Here is a 21344-nt window from a genome sequence, read left to right on the forward strand (position 1 = left end):
GTTGAGGTGGGGGTCTTACAGCCCGTTAATGCGGAATAAGATGTAAGGCTGACCTAAAAACAGGTCAGCCTTTTTTTGTTTACTTGCTTGTCGCCGATAAACGTCCACTTCCGCTTTTCTTGATCCAGCTCAGTGGCCATCGGCTCGAGGTCAAAAGCCAAGCCGTCCAAAAGGTTAAAAAGCAACCTTTCAGCCAACTCGTCTTTTGCTTGTCGCCGATAAACGCCCACTTCCGCTTTTCTAGTGGCATGTCTGTCTGGTTTTTTTCATAAGTATTGGTAAAGGAAAAAAGGGGGAGTGGAGATGAATGCGGTAGAGATGAAGAAGCTTCAGTATGCGATTGATGAGATTACGGAGGTTGCTTCTGGATTTGGTCTCGATTTTTACCCGATGAGGTACGAAATATGTCCGGCGGAAATTATTTATACATTTGGCGCATATGGGATGCCCACAAGGTTTTCTCATTGGAGCTTTGGGAAACAGTTTTTTAAAATGAAGCTTCAGTATGATCTTGGATTGAGTAAAATATATGAACTGGTTATTAATTCCAATCCTTGTTATGCCTTTTTGCTTGATACAAATTCGTTAATTCAAAACAAATTAATTGTTGCCCATGTGCTTGCTCATTGTGATTTCTTTAAAAATAATGTTCGTTTTAGTCAAACGAATCGTCGTATGGTTGAAAGTATGGCCGCAACTGCCGATCGTATTCACCAATATGAAATAGATTATGGGAAGGAAACGGTGGAACAGTTTTTAGATGCGGTGTTAGCCATTGAGGAGCACATTGATCCGTCCTTGATCCGACCTCAATTAATTTGGAAAAATGAAGAAGAGGAGGAAGAAACTCGAGTAAGAGTAAGCCCTTATGATGATCTATGGTCGTTAGATTCATCAGAGAAACAGGAGAAACCCTCGAAAAAGACGAAAAAGAAGCTGCCGCCGCAACCAGAAAAGGATATTATGCTGTTTATTGAGCAATATAGCAGAGAACTTGAGGATTGGCAGCGAGATATTATGACGATGGTTCGGGAAGAAATGCTTTATTTTTGGCCACAGTTGGAAACAAAAATTATGAATGAAGGATGGGCATCGTATTGGCATCAGCGAATCATTAGAGAACTGGACCTCACATCTGGAGAGGCGATTGAATTTTCTAAGCTGAATGCGGGCGTTATTCAGCCGTCCCGAACGACGATCAATCCTTACTATTTAGGGCTGAAAATGTTTGAGGATATCGAAGAACGGTATAATAACCCAACAGAAGAAATGCAAAGAAACGGAGTACAGCCAGGAAGTGGACGTGAAAAAATGTTTGAAGTCCGTGAAATCGAATCTGATATCTCCTTTTTGCGAAATTATTTAACAAAAGATCTTGTGATGAGAGAGGATATGTACTTGTTTGAAAAAAAGGGGAAGGATTATAAAATAACGGACAAGGAATGGACAAACGTCCGCGACCAGCTTGTTAGCATGAGAGTCAATGGGGGATTTCCGTATATTACGGTGAATGATGGCGACTATATGAAATCTGGTGAATTGTATTTAAAGCATTGGTATGAAGGTGTTGAACTTGATTTGAAGTATTTGGAAAAGGTCTTGCCGTATGTATATACGCTCTGGGGAAGAGCCGTTCACTTAGAAACAGTCATGGAGGATAGAGAAATCGTATTTTGTTATAGCGGCAATAAAGTTCAACGAAAATATTTATAAAAATAGAGAAGGCTCATCAACAAGAGCCTTCTCTATTTTTATAGGTGATTTCGCTGTCATATTCATACACGTCACTCTATATATCTTTTTAACCCTTTCACATAGTCTGCCAATGTGTCACAAGCGACTTGATAAGTGACCCATTTCTCGATAGGTTCTTTATCATATGAAGGATTGGGTATATTCCATTGAAGGATTTTTTTTTGATGAGAGAAAGGAATGTCTAGTTGCTTGTCTCGATTAAAATCATAAATAAATATTACTAAATCTGCTTCCTTTAATAGCTGGGGAGTCATGGGCTTAGCTTGTAAATGAGTGATATCGACATTCACTTCTTCCATTGCTAGGATTGGGAGATGATCCTCACTAGCATTGAAGTAAGAAGCACTGATGAATGTTGACATTGGAGCATGTAATTTAGACGCCCAACCTTCAGCCATGATACTCAAATGATTGATGGGTGAAAGAAATAGTATATGTTGTGTATGCATAAATATAAGCCCCTTTGACATCATGCTACTTCTTTTCTACCCTTTTTTCTAAAAAGTAACCATCAAAAGGAAAGATCATTCTTAAATGTACGTGTAGTTTTCAATTGAAATAGAAGTTAATGATGTTTTGCATGTTCAATTGCTTGGCAAAGCAGGTCAATGACATGTTCATCATCATGAGAATAATACAATGTTGTTCCTTCTCTTCGATATTTAACGAGTCGTAAATTTTTTAAAAACCTGAGCTGATGTGAAACAGTAGACTGCAACAGTGATAAGTTCTCGGCAATTTCATTCACTGAGTGTTCACCAGTAAATAGCAAATGTAAAATCCGTAATCTTGTTGGATCTGATAAAGCTTTAAATGTTTGGGAAACAATAAACAATGTTTCCTCATCTAGCTCTTGCTTCTTCTTCTCCATAAAAACCTCCAACCTTTTTAATATAATAGTAACAAACAGTAAAGTGGGAATCCATGACAATTAAATGATTGGTCAATAAACATTGAATAATGCCTTCTTGATGCTAAATATGGCGAAAAAAGAATATTTCACTTGGACTTGTTTTCAAAACACCTATTTTTATGTATAATTAATTCATTAAACGTCATTTTCAGCAAAAGGAGATAAAAGCAGATGAATCTCGGTTTTGGAGAAGTTGCTATTATTGTTATTGTTGCATTATTGCTTTTTGGACCTTCAAAGCTTCCTCAGCTTGGAAGAGCGGCAGGACAAACACTTCAAGAGTTTAAGCGTGGTATGAAGGGCGTTATGGAAGACGAAGAAGATCACACAAAGAAAACCAATTAAATTTTTTGATAAGCAAGCCGCCGGTGATGAATCGCCGGTTTTTTTGTTCCCATTTTTTTTCGTATAGTATAATACTGGATTGTCGCGCCATCTTAAGTCTCGTGGTCTAATCATCGTAAAATTATTATTACTTCATAAAGAATGCTATACTAGTTCAAGTTTAGGTATGCATTTTCATTGCAATCTTTACGATTATCTTTAAAATAATCTTATGCAAAAGAAGGAATTTAGCTTTTCCAGGAGGAAATCAATAAACAAATGAAAGCAGTCACAGAGTTTATAGGAAATACATGGAGGAAATATCACTTAACACAAATTTCCATTTTATTAGTATCGATTGCTGTGTTAGCTTTTCTAGGGTTTGTCGTATATTTTATGAAATCAGCCGATGTTGAATCGTTACAGCGCGGGCTATCACAGTCAACCATTCTATATGATGCCGATGGTGAGAAAGCAAGTAAGCTATCTGCCAATCGCTCGGATAGTGTATCAATTAAGAAAATGCCTCAGCATTTGCAAGAAGCAGTTATTGCCATTGAAGATCATCGTTTTTACGAACACAATGGGTTTGATTTAAGAGGAATGAGCCGTGCCTTTGTTAAAAACTTGTTACCAACAGGGACAGTCCAAGGGGGAAGTACGATCACGCAGCAGCTCACGAAAAATGCCTTGCTATCTCCCGAAAGAACCTATAAGAGAAAAATTGAAGAACTATTTTTAGCGATAGAAATAGAAAAAGTATATACAAAAAAAGAAATTTTGGAGATGTACTTGAACACGATTTATTTCGGAAGCGGTTCGTGGGGCGTTCAAAATGCTTCAAAAAAGTATTTTGGAAAAGATGTAAGTGAGCTGACATTAAGTGAATCAGCTATGCTTGCGGGAGTTATTAAAGCTCCTTCAGCATTAGATCCATACAAGAACATGGACAAGGCGATTGAAAGAAGAAATGTTGTTCTAGATCAAATGGTGAAATATGGTTTCATCACAAGTGAAGAAGCCCAACAAGCGAAATATGAGGAGATCTCTCTAGAAGATAAAAGTGGAGACCCTTTAAAAGGGAAGTATCCACATTATACAGACGCAGTTATTAATGAAGCTATTCATCGTTTTGGACTTACTCAAGATGAACTATTAACAAAAGGTTACAAAATCTATACAGCGATGGATCAAGATGTGCAAGCGGGTCTTGAAAATGTATATGAAAAAGACTGGCTCTTCCCTGATGATGTCAGCGGCGATCCATCACAAAGCGCTTCCGTGCTTGTCGATCCGAAAAGTGGAGGCGTTGTCGCTATTGTTGGCAGACGAGGAGAGCATGTATTTAGAGGGTTTAACTATGCGACTCAAATGAAGACTTCTCCAGGTTCTACCATTAAACCGCTGGCAGTGTTCACTCCAGCTATAGAAGAAGGCTATGATCGATATTCTATGCTAAAAGACGAGCCGATGAAGTTTGGTGATTATGAGCCAACAAATTATGGGGGCAAATACCGTGGGGAAGTACCAATGTATCGCGCGGTTGAAAAATCATTAAATGTACCAACTGTTTGGCTATTAGATCAAATTGGCCTGTCCAAAGGATTAGATGCACTAGAGCGTTTCGGTATTCCAATTGAGAAGGAAGATCGAAACTTAAGCATCGCACTAGGTGGGATGACAAAAGGGATATCCCCATTAAATCTTGCAGAAGCTTATACGACGTTTCCAAATGATGGAGTGAGAAAGGAAACTTTCTTTATTCAGAAAATCATTGGACCAGATGGACCGGTGACTCCGAAATGGGGACCGAAAGAAGTGAAAGTGACGTCTAAAGAAGTAACTGATGAGATGACAGCTATGCTTTTAAATGTGGTTGAACGTGGATCAGGCAAGAAGGCGAGCCTCCCTGGTGTAGATCTCGCAGGTAAAACGGGCTCCACTCAAGTGCCGATTGAAGGAGTAAATGGAACGAAAGATCAGTGGTTTGTAGGCTATACTCCGGATATAGTAGGGGCTGTTTGGGTAGGGGTAGAAACGGTTAGTAAGGAGCATTATTTAACCGCAAACAGTTCAGATGGAGCTGTACCGCTGTTTAAAGAAATCATGACAGAAATTTCTCCGTACATTGAACAATCGACATTTAATGTACAAGAGATTGAAGAAACGCCAAAGAAAGAAGAGAAGAAAAATGTGATCGATCAACTTATTGAAAAATGGAACGAACTTTTTTAAAGCGCCGAATGATCGGCGCTTTTTTTTGCCTTAACAAATTTAAAAAGGTTTTTATTTTCGAAAAAAGAAAAAAGCTGATACCCTCAATCTTGTAAGCGATTCCATTTTTTATGAATAACCCTTCAATAATTATAATAGTCTAAAAATTTAATAAAAGGTGTTGACCAACAGAGAAAAGAAGGATATGATTGACCTCAATATAAACTTAATTTTCAGATTAGCTAGATAAATGATGCTATTCAAAATAAGCGAAATGATTTTCAACCTGTTTCAATGTACATGTAGCTTTATGACATCTGGAGGAGATACCATGCGTAGTGACATGATAAAGAAAGGAATTGATCGTGCACCACACCGCAGCTTGCTTTATGCAGCGGGAGTTAAAACAGAAGATTTACACAAACCGTTTATTGGCGTGTGTAACTCATACATCGATATTATTCCTGGACACGTTCACTTAAACAAATTTGCTGAAGTAGTGAAAGAAGCCATTCGTGAAGCGGGAGGAGTACCGTTTGAATTCAATACCATTGGAGTAGATGACGGTATTGCAATGGGTCACATTGGCATGAGATATTCGCTTCCGAGTAGAGAATTAATTGCCGATGCTGCAGAAACGGTCATCAATGCTCATTGGTTTGATGGAGTATTCTATATTCCAAACTGCGATAAGATTACGCCAGGGATGTTGATGTCCGCGGTCAGAACAAATGTCCCTTCTGTGTTCGTTTCGGGCGGACCAATGGAAGGCGGTAAAACACAGTCTGGAAAGCCGCTCTCGCTCGTCTCTGTTTTTGAAGGCGTAGGAGCCCATTTATCTGGGAAAATGTCAGCGGAAGAGCTACTAGAAATAGAGTCTAGTGCTTGTCCAACATGCGGCTCTTGTTCAGGGATGTTTACAGCTAATTCCATGAATTCCTTAATGGAAATGCTTGGTGTAACACCGCCAGGAAACGCGACTATTGTAGCAACATCTGATGAACGACATAAACTGATTAAACAAGCAGTCAAGCATCTTATGGACATGGTCAAAAATGATGTGAAGCCAAGAGATATTATTACGAAAGAGGCGATCGATGATGCATTCGCTCTTGATATGGCGATGGGAGGATCAACGAATACCGTTCTTCATACACTAGCCATCGCGAATGAAGCTGAAATTGAATATGACCTCAATCGAATCAACGAAATTGCCAAAAGAGTTCCGTACTTATCAAAAATCAGTCCAGCATCTGATTATACGATGCAGGATGTTCATGAAGCAGGCGGAATCAGTGCAATTATAAATGAATTATGTAAGATTAGTGCCATAAATAAGGAACGCATCACTATTACGGGAAAATCAGTGTATGAAAATGTGAAAGACGCTGAGATCACAAATGATGTTGTTATCCGTCGAAGTGAAAATCCTTATAGTCCTGTGGGTGGACTTTCCATCTTATACGGAAATTTGGCCCCAGACGGTGGAGTCATTAAAGTGGGAGCAGTCGATCCTTCGATCAAAATATTTATGGGTGAAGCAATAGTGTTTGAATCACAAGATGAGGCACTCGAAGGAATCAATAATGGCACTGTGAAAGAAGGACATGTGGTTGTTATTCGATACGAAGGACCTAAAGGTGGTCCGGGAATGCCGGAAATGCTTGCTCCAACAGCTGCTATTGCTGGTCGTGGATTAGAGAAGAAAGTCGCTTTAATGACAGACGGAAGATTTTCTGGAGCATCAAGAGGGATTTCCATTGGTCACGTCTCTCCTGAGGCAGCTGAAGGAGGCCCAATTGCCTTCATCGAAAATGGAGATCAAATCATTATCGATCTTCCGAACCGTACATTAAATGTCGTCATAACAGAAGAGGAAATGGCTGAAAGAAAGAAGAATTTCGTTCAACCAGAGCCGAAAATTAAAAAGGGTTATTTAGCTAGATATTCTAAATTAGTGACTTCCGCTAGCACTGGCGGAATTATGAAAATATAATATTTTAAAAATGTTGACGAGGAAAAAGTTGTTAGAATCCGTATTTCACAGAGAGCCGGTTAGAGCTGAGACCCGGTAATACCTCTTACAACGACATTCCCCTCTGAGTGCTGATCTGAACGTTCGCTAGTAGGATTGGTCGAGTAGCTACTACTCGTTATCAAAAAGGACAATAAATCATTGTCCATGAGGTGGTATTTGCAAAAATATCATAAATCAGGGTGGTACCGTGGAAAGAAAAGCTCTTTTCACCCCTGCGCTTATAGGGTTAGTAGGCGTGAGGGTGAAGGGGGGCTTTTCTTTTTGTTTTCATTTAAATAAGCCCAGTCACTCTTACAAATTAAGGAGAAAACAACAATTTGGAGGGGAATTGAATGAGCCCAAAAGTAAAGGCGGAGGCCAAACCGTTGAATCAAACAATGAGTGGAGCAGAACTTTTTATTGAAACATTGAAGCAGGAAGGTGTAGAAGTCGTATTTGGTTATCCAGGAGGAGCAGTCCTTCCTCTCTACGATGCTTTATACAGAAATCCAATTCGTCATATTTTAGCTAGACATGAGCAGGCGGCGATCCATGCTGCGGAAGGATATGCAAGAGTCTCAGGCAAACCAGGAGTCGTGATTGCTACATCAGGTCCTGGCGCAACGAATCTTGTGACAGGAATCACAGATGCGCTAATGGATTCTTTGCCTCTAGTGATTTTTACTGGGCAAGTAGCAACTACAGTGATTGGATCAGATGCTTTCCAAGAAGCGGATGTCATTGGAATTACGATGCCAATCACAAAACATAACTACCAAGTAAGAGATTTGAAAGAATTACCAAGAATCATTCGGGAAGCTTTTCATATTGCTACTACAGGACGTCCTGGGCCGGTGTTGATTGATATCCCTAAAGATATCGCAACAACTATTACAAACCCTGAGTTTGCTACAGAGGTGAATCTGCCAGGCTATCAACCAAACCTCACTCCGAATATTTTACAAGTGAAAAAATTGGTGGATGCGTTGGCAGAATCGAAAAAGCCTGTCATCTTAGCTGGGGCTGGCATTTTACACGGAGGCGCGACAGAAGAACTATTAACATTTGCTGAAGAAATGAACATTCCTGTAGTAAACACATTGTTAGGTTTAGGTTCCTTCCCATCCGATCATCGATTGTTTCTAGGAATGGGAGGAATGCATGGAACATACACAGCTAACATGGCGATGTATGAAAGTGATTTATTAATTAATATCGGCGCTAGATTTGATGATCGCTTAACAGGGAATTTAAAGCACTTTGCGAAGTACGCAACGGTAGCTCATATTGATATCGATCCTGCAGAAATCGGCAAAAATGTTGAAACGCAGATTCCGATTGTAGCTGATACGAAAGAAGCGTTAAAGAAATTACTTGATCTTGAATTAGTAGCTCCAGATTCAAAAGAATGGTTGTCAAAGATTGAGAAGAATAAGCGAGAATATCCTTTGTGGAATTCTGACGTTGAAGAGGGAATCTCTCCTCAGCGATTAACAGAAATGATCCATCAAATGACAAATGGAGATGCCATTGTCACGACGGATGTTGGTCAGCATCAAATGTGGACAGCACAATATTATGGCTTTAATAAACCGAACCGTTGGATTACATCAGGCGGACTAGGAACGATGGGATTCGGCTTTCCAGCTGCCATTGGTGCTCAGATTGCCTATCCAGATGATACGGTTGTAGCCATTGCTGGAGATGCTGGTTTCCAAATGACGTTGCAGGAACTAGGTGTGATTGCTGAGTTAAACTTACCTGTTAAAATTATGATTTTTAACAATCAAGCCTTGGGAATGGTTAGACAATGGCAAGAAACATTCTATGAAGAAAGATACTCTCAATCTCTTCTTCCTTGTCAACCTGATTTTGTTAAGTTAGCAGAGTCTTATGGAATTCGAGGCTATTCTGTTTCAACTGAAGAAGAAGCACAGAAAGTTTTGCAAGAAACATTAAATGACCGTCAAGCGGTACTCATTGATTTTCGAATTAAGCCGAAAGAAAAAGTTTATCCAATGATTGCTCCTGGAAAAGGACTTCATGAAATGATTGGGGTGAGACCATGAAACGCATCGTAACTGTTACCGTTCTTAATCAAAGTGGTGTCTTGAACAGGATTACTGGCTTATTCACAAAAAGGCAATTTAACATTGAAAGCATTACAGTAGGTCCAACAGAAACAGATGGGATCTCTAAGATGACGGTCATCGCTCATGTAGAAGATGAACGAACGATTGAACAAGTGTTAAAACAATTAAATAAGCAAATTGATGTATTAAAAGTAACTGATATTACTGATTTGGCTATCGTCTCACGTGAGTTAGCTCTCATTAAAGTGATGACTACTCCGCAAACTCGCGCTGAAATTAATGTCATTATCGAGCCTTTCCGGGCGACGATTATTGACGTTGCCAGAGATAGTGTCACCATTCAAGTAGTAGGAAATTTCGAGAAAATTGAATCGATGATTGAGCTGTTGCGTCCATATGGAATTAAAGATCTTTCACGAACGGGGCAAACAGCACTCACACGCGGCTCACAAAAGCAAGTCACTGACATGAAGCAATACTCTATTTTAAAATAAATTAACTAAATTTTCGGAGGATGATGAAAAATGGCAAAAGTATATTATAACGGAGATATTAACGAAGCGGTATTAGCAAACAAAAAGGTAGCAATCATCGGGTATGGATCTCAAGGTCACGCACATGCGCAAAACCTTCGTGAAAGCGGCGTAGATGTAGTTGTTGGTTTAAGACCAGGGAAGTCTTGGGATCAAGCTGAAAAAGACGGTTTCGATGTGAAATCCGTACGTGAAGCGAGTGCGGAAGCAGATCTAATCATGATCCTACTTCCAGATGAATATCAAACAGCGGTATACAAAAATGAAATCGAGCCTGAGTTAACAGCAGGAAAAGCCTTAGCATTTGCTCATGGGTTCAATGTTCATTTCAATCAAATCGTACCACCAGCTGATGTAGACGTATTCCTAGCTGCGCCAAAAGGACCAGGCCACTTAGTTCGTCGCACATATACAGAAGGTGCTGGAGTGCCGGCATTAATCGGTATTTATCAAGATGTAACGGGTCAAGCGAAAGAGATCGCTCTTGCTTATGCGAGAGGCGTTGGAGCAGGCCGTGCCGGTATTATTGAAACAACATTCAAAGAAGAGACAGAAACAGATCTATTCGGTGAGCAAGCAGTACTTTGCGGTGGTGCATCTGCTCTAGTAAAAGCTGGATTTGAAACATTAATCGAAGCTGGATACCAACCAGAAGTTGCTTACTTTGAATGTCTACATGAGTTGAAACTAATCGTTGACTTAATGTACGAAGGCGGACTTGAAGGAATGAGATATTCGATTTCTGATACAGCTCAATGGGGAGATTTCGTATCTGGGCCTCGCGTGGTAACAGCTGAAACAAAAGCGCGCATGAAAGATGTATTAACTGACATTCAAACTGGAAAATTCGCAAAAGGTTGGTTGCTTGAAAACCAATTGAACCGCCCTGAATTTACAGCGATCAATGAAAGTGAAAAACAACATCCGATTGAAGTAGTAGGACGCGAGCTTCGCGAAATGATGCCATTTGTTAAAAAACAATCGAAGAAGGAAGTGACGGCTGGTGCGCAAGATTGAGATCTTTGACACAACGTTAAGAGATGGGGAACAATCAGCGGGTGTCAACTTAAATACCATTGAAAAGTTAGAGATCGCAAAACAGCTAGAACGACTTGGAGTAGACGTCATTGAAGCGGGCTTTCCTGCCGCTTCAAGAGGCGATTTAGAAGCCGTTCAACTTATTGCTAATACAATCAAAAATAGTTCAGTAACAGGTCTTGCTCGCTCGCATCAAAAAGATATCGATGCCACTTGGGAAGCATTAAAGCAATCAGCAGAACCAAGAATTCATGTCTTTCTTGCTACTTCTCCGATTCATCGTGAATTTAAGCTAAAGATGAGCAAGGATGGAGTGGTGGAGCGCGCTGTTCAAGCGGTGAAATATGCAAAGCAAAAGTTTGCAAAAGTGCAATTTTCAGCGGAAGATGCTTGCCGGACAGAGCTTGACTTTTTGGCTCGAGTAACAGAAGCGGTCATTGATGCTGGGGCAACAGTGGTTAATATTCCAGATACAGTGGGTTATATCACTCCACAAGAAATTAAAGAAATTTTTACGTATTTACGAGAAAATGTATCTAATATTGATAAAGCCATTTTATCCACTCATTGCCATGATGATTTAGGAATGGCAACAGCGAATTCATTAGCTGCGATCGAAGCCGGAGCTGGACAGGTGGAAGGAACGATCAACGGTATTGGTGAGCGTGCTGGAAATGTGGCTCTTGAAGAAGTAGCCGTCGCTCTTCATATTCGTAACGATTTTTACAAAGCCTCTACCAATATGAAATTAGATGAAATTAAACGTACAAGTAATCTTGTTAGTAAATTAACAGGAATGGTCGTACCTGCCAATAAAGCAGTCATTGGGGATAATGCCTTCGCTCATGAGTCCGGCATTCACCAAGATGGTGTGTTAAAGGAAAAAACAACGTATGAAATTATTACACCGGAGTTGATCGGTGTGAAATCCAATAAATTAGTACTTGGCAAACACTCTGGTCGACATGCTTTTAAAAATAAAGCAATTGAGCTTGGTTTTGAATTGGCGGATGACAAATTAAATGAAGCATTCCAAACATTTAAAGACTTAGCAGATAAAAAGAAAGAAATTACAGATGAAGATTTGTTTTCGATTTTGGCTGATAAACAAACAGAAGCTGTTGATGTTAGTCACTACATTTTGAATACGATTCAAGTTCAATATGGAACAGAAAATATTCCAACCGCAACGATTTCAGCGACTCTTCCAGACGGTCAACATGTCACAGAAGCAGCAACTGGTTCGGGAAGTGTAGAAGCAATTTATAACACGCTAGAGCGTTTACTAAAAGGCCCAGTGAAATTGCATGACTACAAAATTAATTCAGTTAGCGGTGGGCGTGATGCTTTAGCTGAAGTATATGTACGCGTCAATTATAACGGAATGGATTCAAGTGGCCGTGGAACGGCACAAGATGTTCTTGAGGCTTCAGCACGCGCTTACTTAAATGCTGTGAATAGAGTATTAACGATCGAAGCACAGCAACAAGATGTTCAAAAAGCTCACATTTGATGTAACGGAGGGGTTAACGTGAAAAAGAAAATTGCAGTATTACCTGGAGATGGAGTTGGCCGAGAGATTGTGAAAGGAGCCACTTCTGTTTTAGCAGCGATCGGACAACGCTTTGGTCATGAATTCGAGATTGAATATGGTGAAATTGGAGGAGCGGCGATTGACTCTTCTAACACGCCTCTTCCAACAGAAACGCTAGAGCTTTGCAAAAGAAGTGACGCCGTTCTACTAGGAGCGGTAGGTGGACCAAAGTGGGACCACTTACCTTCTCATATCCGTCCAGAGCGCGGGTTGCTAGCCATTCGTAAAGAACTTGGCCTTTTCGCTAATTTACGTCCAGTCATTGCTTTTCAAACCTTGCTGCAATCTTCTCCGCTAAAGCCTGAAATTGCAGAGAATGTGAACTTAATGATTGTTCGGGAGCTAACAGGGGGCTTGTATTTCGGAAAGCCAAGTGAACGCCGAGGAGATCAGCAAGATGTCGTTGTTGATACCCTTCAATATACAAGAGAAGAAATTGAACGAATTGTGGATCAAGCTTTTGAACTAGCTGTTGTCCGTCAAAAGAAGTTGACGTCTGTAGATAAAGCGAATGTATTAGAATCCAGCCGAATGTGGCGCGAAATTGTCGATGAGAAGGCAAAGCTTTATCCACAAGTAGAAGTAGAGCATATGTATGTCGATGCAGCGGCGATGAAGCTTGTAAGTCGTCCGAAAGATTTCGATGTCGTTGTAACGGAAAACTTATTTGGAGATATTTTAAGCGATGAAGCATCGATGATCACCGGTTCATTAGGAATGCTTCCATCCGCTAGCTTGCGTGCAGATGGCTTTGGCTTATATGAGCCAGTGCACGGATCAGCACCTGATATTGCGGGACAAAACAAAGCGAATCCAATAGCGATGATTTTATCAGTAGCATTGATGTTGAAATATTCGTTTAATCTTCGGGAAGAAGCAGAATCTATTGAACAAGCGGTACAAGAAGTGTTAAATGCGGGCTACCGCACGAGCGATTTAGAAATAGCAGGTGGAACGGTTGTTGGCACAGATCAAATGATCGAATTGATTCTTCAACGTGTAGAAGAAGGATCGGCTATTTCTTCGATTATGGGTGCTTATATGTAATAAAGAAACATAGGTGGATTCCTCGTTTCCTTCAAGGAAGCAGGAATCCCTCTTTTTTAAAAAAAGCCAGTGGGGGGCTATTTATGACACCGAAAACAGTTATTGAAAAAATATGGGAAAATCATATCGTGCATAGAGAAGAGGGAAAACCGGATCTTTTATATATTGATCTGCATTTAGTCCATGAAGTGACTTCTCCACAAGCGTTTGAAGGGCTGCGTATGAACAATCGTAAGGTTCGCCGTCCAGATTTAACTTATGCCACAATGGATCATAACGTACCAACCGTTAATCGGCATATTGTGAAAGATCCTGTTTCGAAAACGCAAATGGAAACGTTAGAGCAAAACTGTAAAGAGTTCGGAGTGGAACTTTCAGACATCGATCATCCGGATCAAGGAATTGTTCATGTTATTGGTCCAGAGCTTGGTTTAACGCAACCGGGAAAAACGATTGTTTGTGGAGACAGCCATACTTCTACGCATGGTGCCTTTGGGGCATTATCTTTTGGAATTGGAACAAGTGAAGTGGAGCACGTTCTTGCAACTCAAACACTGTGGCAAGCAAGACCAAAAACGTTACAAATTAAAATTAATGGCAAGCTTGGCTTCGGGGTGACGGCGAAAGACTTGATTTTGGCGGTAATTTCTAAATATGGAGTTAATGCTGGGACAGGCTATATTGTGGAATATACAGGTGAAGCGATTCGCAATTTATCGATGGAAGAGAGAATGACGGTTTGTAATATGTCTATTGAAGCAGGCGCACGAGCGGGATTAATTAGTCCAGATGAAAAAACGGTCGAATATTTAAGAGGTCGTCGTCATGTTCCAGAAGGAGAAGACTTTGACCAACTTGCTCAAAATTGGTTGGCTCTTGCGACAGATGACGGGGCAGTGTATGACAAAACACTTGAGATCAATGGGGAAGAGATTGAGCCGCAAGTGACATGGGGAACAAATCCTTCCATGGGTAGCGGTATTAGCTCCACGGTCCCAAATCCAAATGATTTTGAGCGTGCAGCAGATCAAGAGTCAGTAGCAAGAGCATTGGAATACATGGGACTATCAGCAGGGACGAAATTAGAAGATATTTCAGTAGACTATGTATTTATCGGTTCTTGTACAAATTCGCGCATCAGTGATTTACGAGCTGCTGCTGAAGTTGCTAAAGGGCGAAAGGTGCAGCCGGGAGTAACAGCGATTGTTGTACCAGGTTCTCAAGCTGTGAAACAAGTAGCAGAGTCAGAAGGTTTGGATCAAATTTTTATCGAAGCAGGCTTTGAATGGCGCGAATCGGGTTGCAGTATGTGTTTAGCGATGAATGATGATATTGTTCCATCAGGCAAGCGTTGTGCATCGACTTCTAATCGTAACTTTGAAGGACGCCAAGGAAATGGAGCAAAAACACATCTTGTTAGTCCAGCGATGGCCGCTGCAGCTGCAGTAAATGGAAAATTTACAGATGTGCGCCAATTGATAGGCGTACAACAATAAGGGGGAGAAAGAAATGAAAGCAATTAATCAATTTAATGGTGTTGTCTGCCCTCTCAACCGTGTAAATGTCGATACGGACCAAATTATTCCAAAGCAGTTTTTAAAGAGAATTGAACGCCAAGGGTTTGGTCAGTTTGTATTCTATCATTGGCGCTTTGATGATGAAGGTGTGAAAAAAGCAGATTTTGTCATGAACCAACCGCAATATGAGCAGGCAGAAATATTAGTGGCTGGAGAGAATTTTGGTTGTGGATCATCGCGTGAGCATGCACCGTGGGCATTGTTAGATTATGGATTCCGAGTGGTTATTGCACCAAGCTTTGCTGATATCTTTTATAATAACTGTGTGAAAAATGGAATTTTAGCTATTCGTTTAACAGAAGATGAAGTACAGACGATTATGAAAAAAGCAGAACAGCCAGAATATCGCTTGTTCATTGATTTAAAAGAACAGCATATTACAGATCAAAAAGGTTTTGAAGCTTCATTCGACATTGATCCTTATTGGAAAGAGATGCTATTAAACGGTTGGGATGAAATTGCTGTTACATTGAATTTAGAAGCAGAAATTGCTACATATGAACAGCAACAATAAGGCGGAAGAAGGTGTCCATGTGGATGCCTTTTTTTTCTTTTGGCAGAATGGATGCGGCGACTGTTTTTTCAAGGAACACGACTAATTTTCTCATTGTGCCGACTGATTAATTGAGAATCGCGACTGATTTTGTCACTTCCCCGTTTGATTTCATTTCTTTTACGACTGAACAAAGAGAATGAGCGTTTTTTTCTTTTTTTTAAAGTGAATGTTTTATGGGAAAAGAGGGAAAAGTGATAGAGGTAAAGTTTACAGGGGAGGGATTCATATGCAATATAGAGTAGAAAGAGATACTTTAGGTGAAGTAAATGTTGCAGTGGATAAATATTGGGGAGCGCAAACGCAGCGTAGCAAGGAAAATTTTCAAATCGGGATTGAGAAAATGCCAATCGAAATGATCTATGCATTCGCTCATTTGAAAAAAGCAGCTGCGATTGTTAATCGAGATCTTAAGAAGTTATCAAAAGAGAAAGCACAGGCGATTGCAAAAGTCTGTGATGAAATTTTAACCGGTCGATGGGACGAACATTTTCCACTCGTTGTGTGGCAAACAGGAAGTGGCACACAGTCAAATATGAACGTGAATGAAGTGATTGCGAGAAGAGGGAATGAAATAGCTCGAAAGGAAGGGTGGATTCATCCGAATGATGATGTGAATATGTCGCAAAGTTCAAACGATACCTTTCCGACAGCGATGCATATTGCTGCTTATGCAGAGATCGAACAGCGTTTAAAACCTGCTCTGAAGCAGTTAAGTCAAACGTTGAAGCAAAAAGAAGAGCAGTACATGGAAGTGATCAAAATTGGTCGGACGCACTTGCAAGATGCGACGCCTTTGACGTTAGGACAAGAAATTTCTGGATGGCGAACGATGTTGAAAAGAAGTGCCAAAATGCTTAAGCAATCACAGTCTTATTTACTAAATTTAGCGATTGGCGGGACAGCGGTTGGAACAGGCATTAATGCAGATCCTTCCTTTGGGCAAAAAGTGGCAGAGCAACTGAGCAAGCAAACAGGCTTTTCATTTCAATCATCTAAAAATAAGTTTCATGCGTTAACGAGTCATGATGAAATCGTTTATGTACATGGTGCATTAAAGGCACTTGCAGCCGATATGATGAAAGTGGCAAATGATGTTCGATGGCTAGCAAGCGGGCCAAGAAGCGGAATTGGAGAAATTACGATCCCGGCAAATGAACCAGGCAGTTCGATTATGCCCGGAAAAGTCAATCCAACCCAAAGCGAAGCGTTAACGATGATCGCCGCTCAAGTGTTTGGAAATGATGCAACGATCGGGTTTGCAGCGAGCCAAGGAAACTTTGAATTAAATGTGTTTAAACCTGTCATTATTTATAATATGCTTCAGTCTATTCGATTACTAGCGGACGGCATTCGCTCCTTTGATGAAAAGTGTATTCGAGGAATGGAAGCGAATGAGACAGTCATTAAGGAGCTAATGGAGCGATCATTAATGTTAGTCACAGCGCTGAATCCGCATATTGGCTATGAAAAAGCAGCCGAGATTGCTAAGCTTGCTCACAGTAAAGGGTTAACATTAAAACAGGCAGCTATTGAAACAAGGCATTTGACAGCTGAACAATATGAAAAATGGGTTATTCCGATTGAAATGGTGCACTTGAACAAATAAGATGAGCCCTTGAAAAGATTCAAGGGCTCTAGCCATAGATATGAAGTTGTAGAAAAATTATGGTTGTTGGTAGCCGCCCATTTGTTGTTGAGCCATTGCTACTAGACGTTTAGTGATTTCTCCACCAACAGAACCATTAGAACGTGAAGTCGCATCCGGGCCAAGGTGTACGCCAAATTCAGAAGCAATTTCATACTTCATTTGATCGATTGCTTGTTGTGCTCCTGCAACTAGTAATTGGTTAGTGTTGTTGCTGCGATTTGCATTTGTCATGTTTGTCATCTCCTGTTGTATGATTTTTGGTTGGGCCACTGGAATTGCACCAGTCCTTTTTTAAGAGGCCAGACTATCTGGTAAGCCCATTAATGTGAGTGGCTTGCTGCTTGTATTACTATTATGTTTTCTTTTTAACGGTTTATTCATCAGTAGAACATGGTAATTTTTACCTTTGTTCATCCCGGTTAAAACAGCGTTTTTTTTAGCTCTATGCTATACTATTGTTACAGAAACTAACGATTAAAGAGTATTTTGAACGAGGTGGAGAAATATGGATCATAATCGCGAGGTAACCAATAGACTGCGACGTATTGAAGGCCAAATTCGTGGCGTGATTAAAATGATGGAAGAAGAAAAGCATTGTAAGGAAGTAGTTACTCAATTATCAGCTATCCGATCAGCAGTTGATCGCTCTATTGGATTAATTGTTGCCAAAAATCTTGAAAGCTGTATTCGTGAAGCAAATGAAAAAGGTCAAAACGCAGAAGAAGCCATTCAAGAAGCGGTGAATATGATTGTTAAAAGCAGATAAGGCTGTCAAAAAGTTAGTGCCAGACACCAGTTTGAGGTGTCAGGCACTTATAGGACAGCTCTTTTTTATTCTCCAGGAGGCGTTTCGTCAATGAACATATGTGTCTCTTCGATATTAGAAGTAATTTCGTCTTCTCTCATATGAACAGACCCTCCAGAAAGTCCTTCATTGATCATTCGATCGACATCTAAAAAGGCTTTCTCTTTTCCTTCAAAGTGAGTATCTGGAAGAAAGGAAAATTCCACATCTTTTTTCTTCATTAAAAAAACCTCCTTTACCATTAATTTGTGCATAACGAAGATTTTTTATTCAGTTATCTTGTAGTGGACAATATTTGCTAATATTCATTAAATAAATTTATAATGGAAGAGCCGATGTAATCGGTGATGAACAGTTTGGCAGGTGAACAGGAAAATGGATTTCTTTTGGTTAGTATTATTTATGGTTGTCATTGGAGCGGCAATTGGGGCAGTAACCAACTCCATTGCAATTAGAATGCTGTTTCATCCTTATCGTCCGCTTTATATAGGGAAGTGGCAATTGCCATTTACGCCTGGATTAATTCCGAAAAGGCGAAGTGAGCTCGCAGAACAGCTTGGAAAGACGGTAGCTGAATATTTATTAACGCCAGAAAGTATTGAGCGGAAGTTAAGCCACCCTGATTTTCAAAAGGACATCGTAGTACTTCTGCAACAGGAGGCAAAGCCATTTCTTTCTTCAGATAAGACGATCTCTGAAGTGTTAGAAAAGGTGCATTTCCATGAAGCAGAACAAAAAGCAGAGCAATGGGTGGAACAATGGATTGACAAGAAATACCGTACGATGAAAGATTTCTATCTCGATCAAACGGTTAAAGAATCCCTTCCTTTTGAATGGCTGGATAAAATGGAAGTGAAAATTCCTGAAATATCAGATTATATCATTTATAAAGGAATCGATTATTTCTCTAGTTTAGAAGGACGTCAACGAATCAAAAAAATGACGGATGATTTTTTAGCAGAGTGGGGCAAGCTTGGAAGCATGATTCAAATGATTCTTGGCAACACCACGTTAGAAGACAAAATCCAGCCGGAAATACTAAAGTTTTTAAAAAGTCCGGGCACAAAAGAACTAATGGACACATTGCTAAAAAATGAGTGGGAAAAAATTCTCGATTGGAAATGGTCTTATGTCTTAACTCAATTTTCCGATGAAAAAGCATTGGAGAAGGGAAAAGCTTTCGTTCTTCACCAGCTGAATCTCCATTCTTTATTTGAAAAATCGGTATCAGATTTGATGAAGCCCTTTGAGGAGAAAATCATTGATGATGTCATTCCAACTCTTGTCAAGAAAGGGGGCCATTTTGTCGCTACACGTATCCCGGTGATGATGGAAAAGCTTCATATTGCTGAGATTGTGCGTGAACAAGTAGAAACATTCTCGCTTGAGCGACTAGAAGAAATGGTGCTAGAAATTTCTAGACGAGAATTGAAAATGATCACTTTTCTTGGTGGATTACTAGGAGGAGCGATTGGATTGCTTCAAGGAGTGATTGTTGGACTATTTTCTTAAAGTCGAGCATAATTATGGTATAGTCTGTTAAAGAGAATTTACAAGATATGAGGAGGAACAGTGATGGCAATCAATTTATATGATTTAGCTTATGAATTAGAAAAAGGTGTACGTCAAAGCCCAGAGTATATTCAGTTAAAACAATTATATGCAGAAGTAAATAACGATCCAGAAGCAAGTAAGGTGTTTTCGAATTTCCGGGACATTCAAATGAATTTGCAAGAAAAGCAGATGACAGGACAAAATATTACGGAAGAAGAAGTACAACAGGCTCAACAAACCGTTATACTCGTTCAACAACATGAGAAAATTTCTAAGTTAATGGAAGCAGAGCAGCGCATGAGCATGGTCATTGCGGATTTAAATAAAATTATTTTAAAGCCGCTTGAGGAAATGTACGGCCCCGTTGTTGACTAAGTGGAGAAGGACACTCAATTTGAGTGTTCTTTTTTTATTTTGTTATTCATATTTTTAACTTAAGACAACACGAGGGGGGAACGAAGATGGCTTATCGGTTACTAGCTATGAATGTACTTGGAGCTTTTTCACAAAATAAAGGGCGTGTGAGCAAAGCGACGAAAGAAGCAATTGAATACGCACACAAGAAGAAAGTGTCTATTCTATTGTTTTCCGAGCGAGAGTATGCATTTGTCAAAAGAATAGCGAAAGCATTACATTCAGAAAGTAGTCTTGTTACTCATAATGGTGCGTATGTTACTTCAAATCAACAAAAACCGATGTATATTCAGAGAATTTCTGAAGATGATACATTTGATTTAATACAATTTCTTGAGTCATTTGACTGTCAAATTACTTTAGAGAATGAAAACTTTTCGGTGAGTAATAAAGGAAAGTTGCCAACAACGTTAGTGAAAAGAGCGATTTGGCAGCGAACACAAAAATTCCTGTACTCCCAATATTTTGTGAATTCGTTAGAAGAACATTTACTAGAAGAACGGATTTCGCCGCTGTCTATTCAAGGGGTATTTCATAACAGCGAAGAAAGAAATGAAGCATTACAAGCATTAAACAATATGTTTGATAATGTGCATTTTATTAGTAGAGATCGAAATAAGATCGAAATTGTAGCAGCAGGTGTCTCTAAATGGAATAGTATTGTGTATGTAGCCGAGCAGCTTGGAATTTCTAGGTCAGAAATTGCAGTGATTGGTATTAGTGAAGATGATAAAGAAGCTGTTCAGCAAGCAGGAATGGGCATTGCTCTGGGGAATGCCGATACAAAAGTGAAGGAAGCTGCTGATTGGGTCACTAGAACCAATAAAGAAGAGGGCATTGCTTATGTCGTCAAGGAGCTTTTGAGACATCAGCGTAAAAACGCTATAGAAGAAATGAATAAAGTCGACTAAGCGGTAAGAAAAAGCCGCTTTTTTTTCATGTTCAGCTGGCGATCCATTCTTCTTTCTAAAAAAAGAGCGGTTTTTCGGTAAAATGTTAATCGTAATAGCTAATCAGTCGCCAGTCCATACGTCGCTAAACAGCGCCTTCCACCTTTCTTTTTGTCCAGCTCCAGGCGCCAACGACTAGTGGATTTCCCCGATCCTCCTTGCGATAAGTCAACATCGATTCACTAACGTTCATCGTGTTTCCTTTATCTTGTGCGGGTCGGTCCAGTCCATACGTCGCTAAACGGCGCCTTCCGCTTTTCTTTTTGTCCAGCTCCAGGCGCCAACGACTAGTGGACTTCCCCGATCCTCCTT

20 protein-coding genes and 1 other annotated feature are annotated in these 21344 nt (G+C 40.0%); of the genes, 16 read left to right on the forward strand and 4 right to left on the reverse strand.

Annotated features, from left to right (window positions below; genetic code table 11):
• The first annotated feature begins 303 nt into the window (after positions 1 to 303).
• Complete coding sequence (locus WDJ61_RS04585) at positions 304 to 1713, forward strand: SpoVR family protein (protein ID WP_338753459.1); 1410 nt, start codon at positions 304 to 306, stop codon at positions 1711 to 1713.
• 71 nt (positions 1714 to 1784) lie between these two features.
• Here the strand turns inward: WDJ61_RS04585 and WDJ61_RS04590 are convergent, their stop codons facing one another.
• Entirely contained in the window at positions 1785 to 2204 is a 420-nt protein-coding gene (locus WDJ61_RS04590) for a hypothetical protein (RefSeq protein WP_338753460.1), read from the reverse strand.
• Positions 2205 to 2320: 116 nt separating this feature from the next.
• Positions 2321 to 2626, reverse strand: a complete 306-nt coding sequence (locus WDJ61_RS04595; protein ID WP_338753461.1) for a metalloregulator ArsR/SmtB family transcription factor — start codon at positions 2624 to 2626, stop codon at positions 2321 to 2323.
• 213 nt (positions 2627 to 2839) lie between these two features.
• Here WDJ61_RS04595 and WDJ61_RS04600 point away from each other — a divergent pair, with 213 nt between their 5' ends.
• From WDJ61_RS04600 to fumC, 11 genes are all read left to right on the forward strand, one after another.
• Entirely contained in the window at positions 2840 to 3013 is a 174-nt protein-coding gene (locus tag WDJ61_RS04600; RefSeq protein ID WP_338753462.1) for a twin-arginine translocase TatA/TatE family subunit, read from the forward strand.
• 258 nt (positions 3014 to 3271) lie between these two features.
• Entirely contained in the window at positions 3272 to 5227 is a 1956-nt protein-coding gene (locus WDJ61_RS04605) for a penicillin-binding protein 1A (protein WP_338753464.1), read from the forward strand.
• 310 nt (positions 5228 to 5537) lie between these two features.
• The gene (ilvD, locus tag WDJ61_RS04610) at positions 5538 to 7202 is read left to right on the forward strand and encodes a dihydroxy-acid dehydratase (RefSeq protein WP_338753465.1); all 1665 of its coding nucleotides are present in this window, start codon (positions 5538 to 5540) and stop codon (positions 7200 to 7202) included.
• A gap of 4 nt (positions 7203 to 7206) precedes the next feature.
• Positions 7207 to 7461, forward strand: a binding site (T-box leader).
• 115 nt (positions 7462 to 7576) lie between these two features.
• Positions 7577 to 9292 (forward strand): acetolactate synthase large subunit, encoded by a 1716-nt coding sequence (ilvB, locus tag WDJ61_RS04615; protein WP_338753466.1) that lies wholly within the window; start codon positions 7577 to 7579, stop codon positions 9290 to 9292.
• The gene (ilvN, locus tag WDJ61_RS04620; RefSeq protein ID WP_338753468.1) at positions 9289 to 9810 is read left to right on the forward strand and encodes an acetolactate synthase small subunit; all 522 of its coding nucleotides are present in this window, start codon (positions 9289 to 9291) and stop codon (positions 9808 to 9810) included. Before ilvB ends, ilvN begins: the two co-directional genes overlap by 4 nt.
• Positions 9811 to 9840: 30 nt before the next feature.
• Positions 9841 to 10866: a ketol-acid reductoisomerase gene (gene ilvC / locus WDJ61_RS04625; RefSeq protein ID WP_338753470.1), complete on the forward strand. Its 1026-nt coding sequence runs from the start codon at positions 9841 to 9843 to the stop codon at positions 10864 to 10866.
• Entirely contained in the window at positions 10853 to 12400 is a 1548-nt protein-coding gene (locus WDJ61_RS04630) for a 2-isopropylmalate synthase (protein ID WP_338753471.1), read from the forward strand. The genes ilvC and WDJ61_RS04630 overlap by 14 nt, the downstream gene beginning before the upstream one ends.
• Before the next feature lie 18 nt (positions 12401 to 12418).
• Positions 12419 to 13528: a 3-isopropylmalate dehydrogenase gene (leuB, locus tag WDJ61_RS04635; RefSeq protein ID WP_338753472.1), complete on the forward strand. Its 1110-nt coding sequence runs from the start codon at positions 12419 to 12421 to the stop codon at positions 13526 to 13528.
• Between the two features lie 83 nt (positions 13529 to 13611).
• Positions 13612 to 15024, forward strand: a complete 1413-nt coding sequence (gene leuC, locus WDJ61_RS04640) for a 3-isopropylmalate dehydratase large subunit (RefSeq protein ID WP_338753473.1) — start codon at positions 13612 to 13614, stop codon at positions 15022 to 15024.
• Positions 15025 to 15037: 13 nt separating this feature from the next.
• Positions 15038 to 15619, forward strand: a complete 582-nt coding sequence (leuD, locus tag WDJ61_RS04645; RefSeq protein WP_338753474.1) for a 3-isopropylmalate dehydratase small subunit — start codon at positions 15038 to 15040, stop codon at positions 15617 to 15619.
• Between the two features lie 268 nt (positions 15620 to 15887).
• Positions 15888 to 17267: a class II fumarate hydratase gene (gene fumC, locus WDJ61_RS04650; RefSeq protein ID WP_338753475.1), complete on the forward strand. Its 1380-nt coding sequence runs from the start codon at positions 15888 to 15890 to the stop codon at positions 17265 to 17267.
• Between the two features lie 57 nt (positions 17268 to 17324).
• On the opposite strand, the gene WDJ61_RS04655 is transcribed toward fumC, so the two are convergent.
• Positions 17325 to 17540: an alpha/beta-type small acid-soluble spore protein gene (locus WDJ61_RS04655; protein ID WP_338753476.1), complete on the reverse strand. Its 216-nt coding sequence runs from the start codon at positions 17538 to 17540 to the stop codon at positions 17325 to 17327.
• Positions 17541 to 17814: 274 nt separating this feature from the next.
• Here WDJ61_RS04655 and WDJ61_RS04660 point away from each other — a divergent pair, with 274 nt between their 5' ends.
• Complete coding sequence (locus WDJ61_RS04660) at positions 17815 to 18075, forward strand: metal-sensitive transcriptional regulator (RefSeq protein ID WP_095479911.1); 261 nt, start codon at positions 17815 to 17817, stop codon at positions 18073 to 18075.
• A 65-nt stretch (positions 18076 to 18140) separates the two neighbouring features.
• Here WDJ61_RS04660 and WDJ61_RS04665 read toward each other — a convergent pair whose 3' ends face one another.
• Positions 18141 to 18335, reverse strand: a complete 195-nt coding sequence (locus WDJ61_RS04665) for a hypothetical protein (RefSeq protein WP_338753479.1) — start codon at positions 18333 to 18335, stop codon at positions 18141 to 18143.
• 154 nt (positions 18336 to 18489) lie between these two features.
• Here WDJ61_RS04665 and WDJ61_RS04670 point away from each other — a divergent pair, with 154 nt between their 5' ends.
• The 3 genes from WDJ61_RS04670 (at position 18490) to WDJ61_RS04680 (ending at position 20993) form a co-directional block, all read left to right on the forward strand.
• Positions 18490 to 19626, forward strand: coding sequence for a DUF445 domain-containing protein (locus WDJ61_RS04670; protein WP_338753480.1), 1137 nt, complete (start codon positions 18490 to 18492; stop codon positions 19624 to 19626).
• A 63-nt stretch (positions 19627 to 19689) separates the two neighbouring features.
• Positions 19690 to 20043 (forward strand): YlbF family regulator, encoded by a 354-nt coding sequence (locus WDJ61_RS04675; RefSeq protein ID WP_338753481.1) that lies wholly within the window; start codon positions 19690 to 19692, stop codon positions 20041 to 20043.
• 86 nt (positions 20044 to 20129) lie between these two features.
• A complete protein-coding gene (locus WDJ61_RS04680; RefSeq protein ID WP_338753482.1) occupies positions 20130 to 20993 on the forward strand; it encodes an HAD family hydrolase in 864 nt (287 codons plus the stop codon).
• The last annotated feature ends 351 nt before the right edge of the window (positions 20994 to 21344 follow it).

The sequence above is a fragment of the Bacillus sp. FJAT-52991 genome, assembly GCF_037201805.1.
GTDB lineage: Bacteria > Bacillota > Bacilli > Bacillales > Domibacillaceae > Bacillus_CE > Bacillus_CE kandeliae.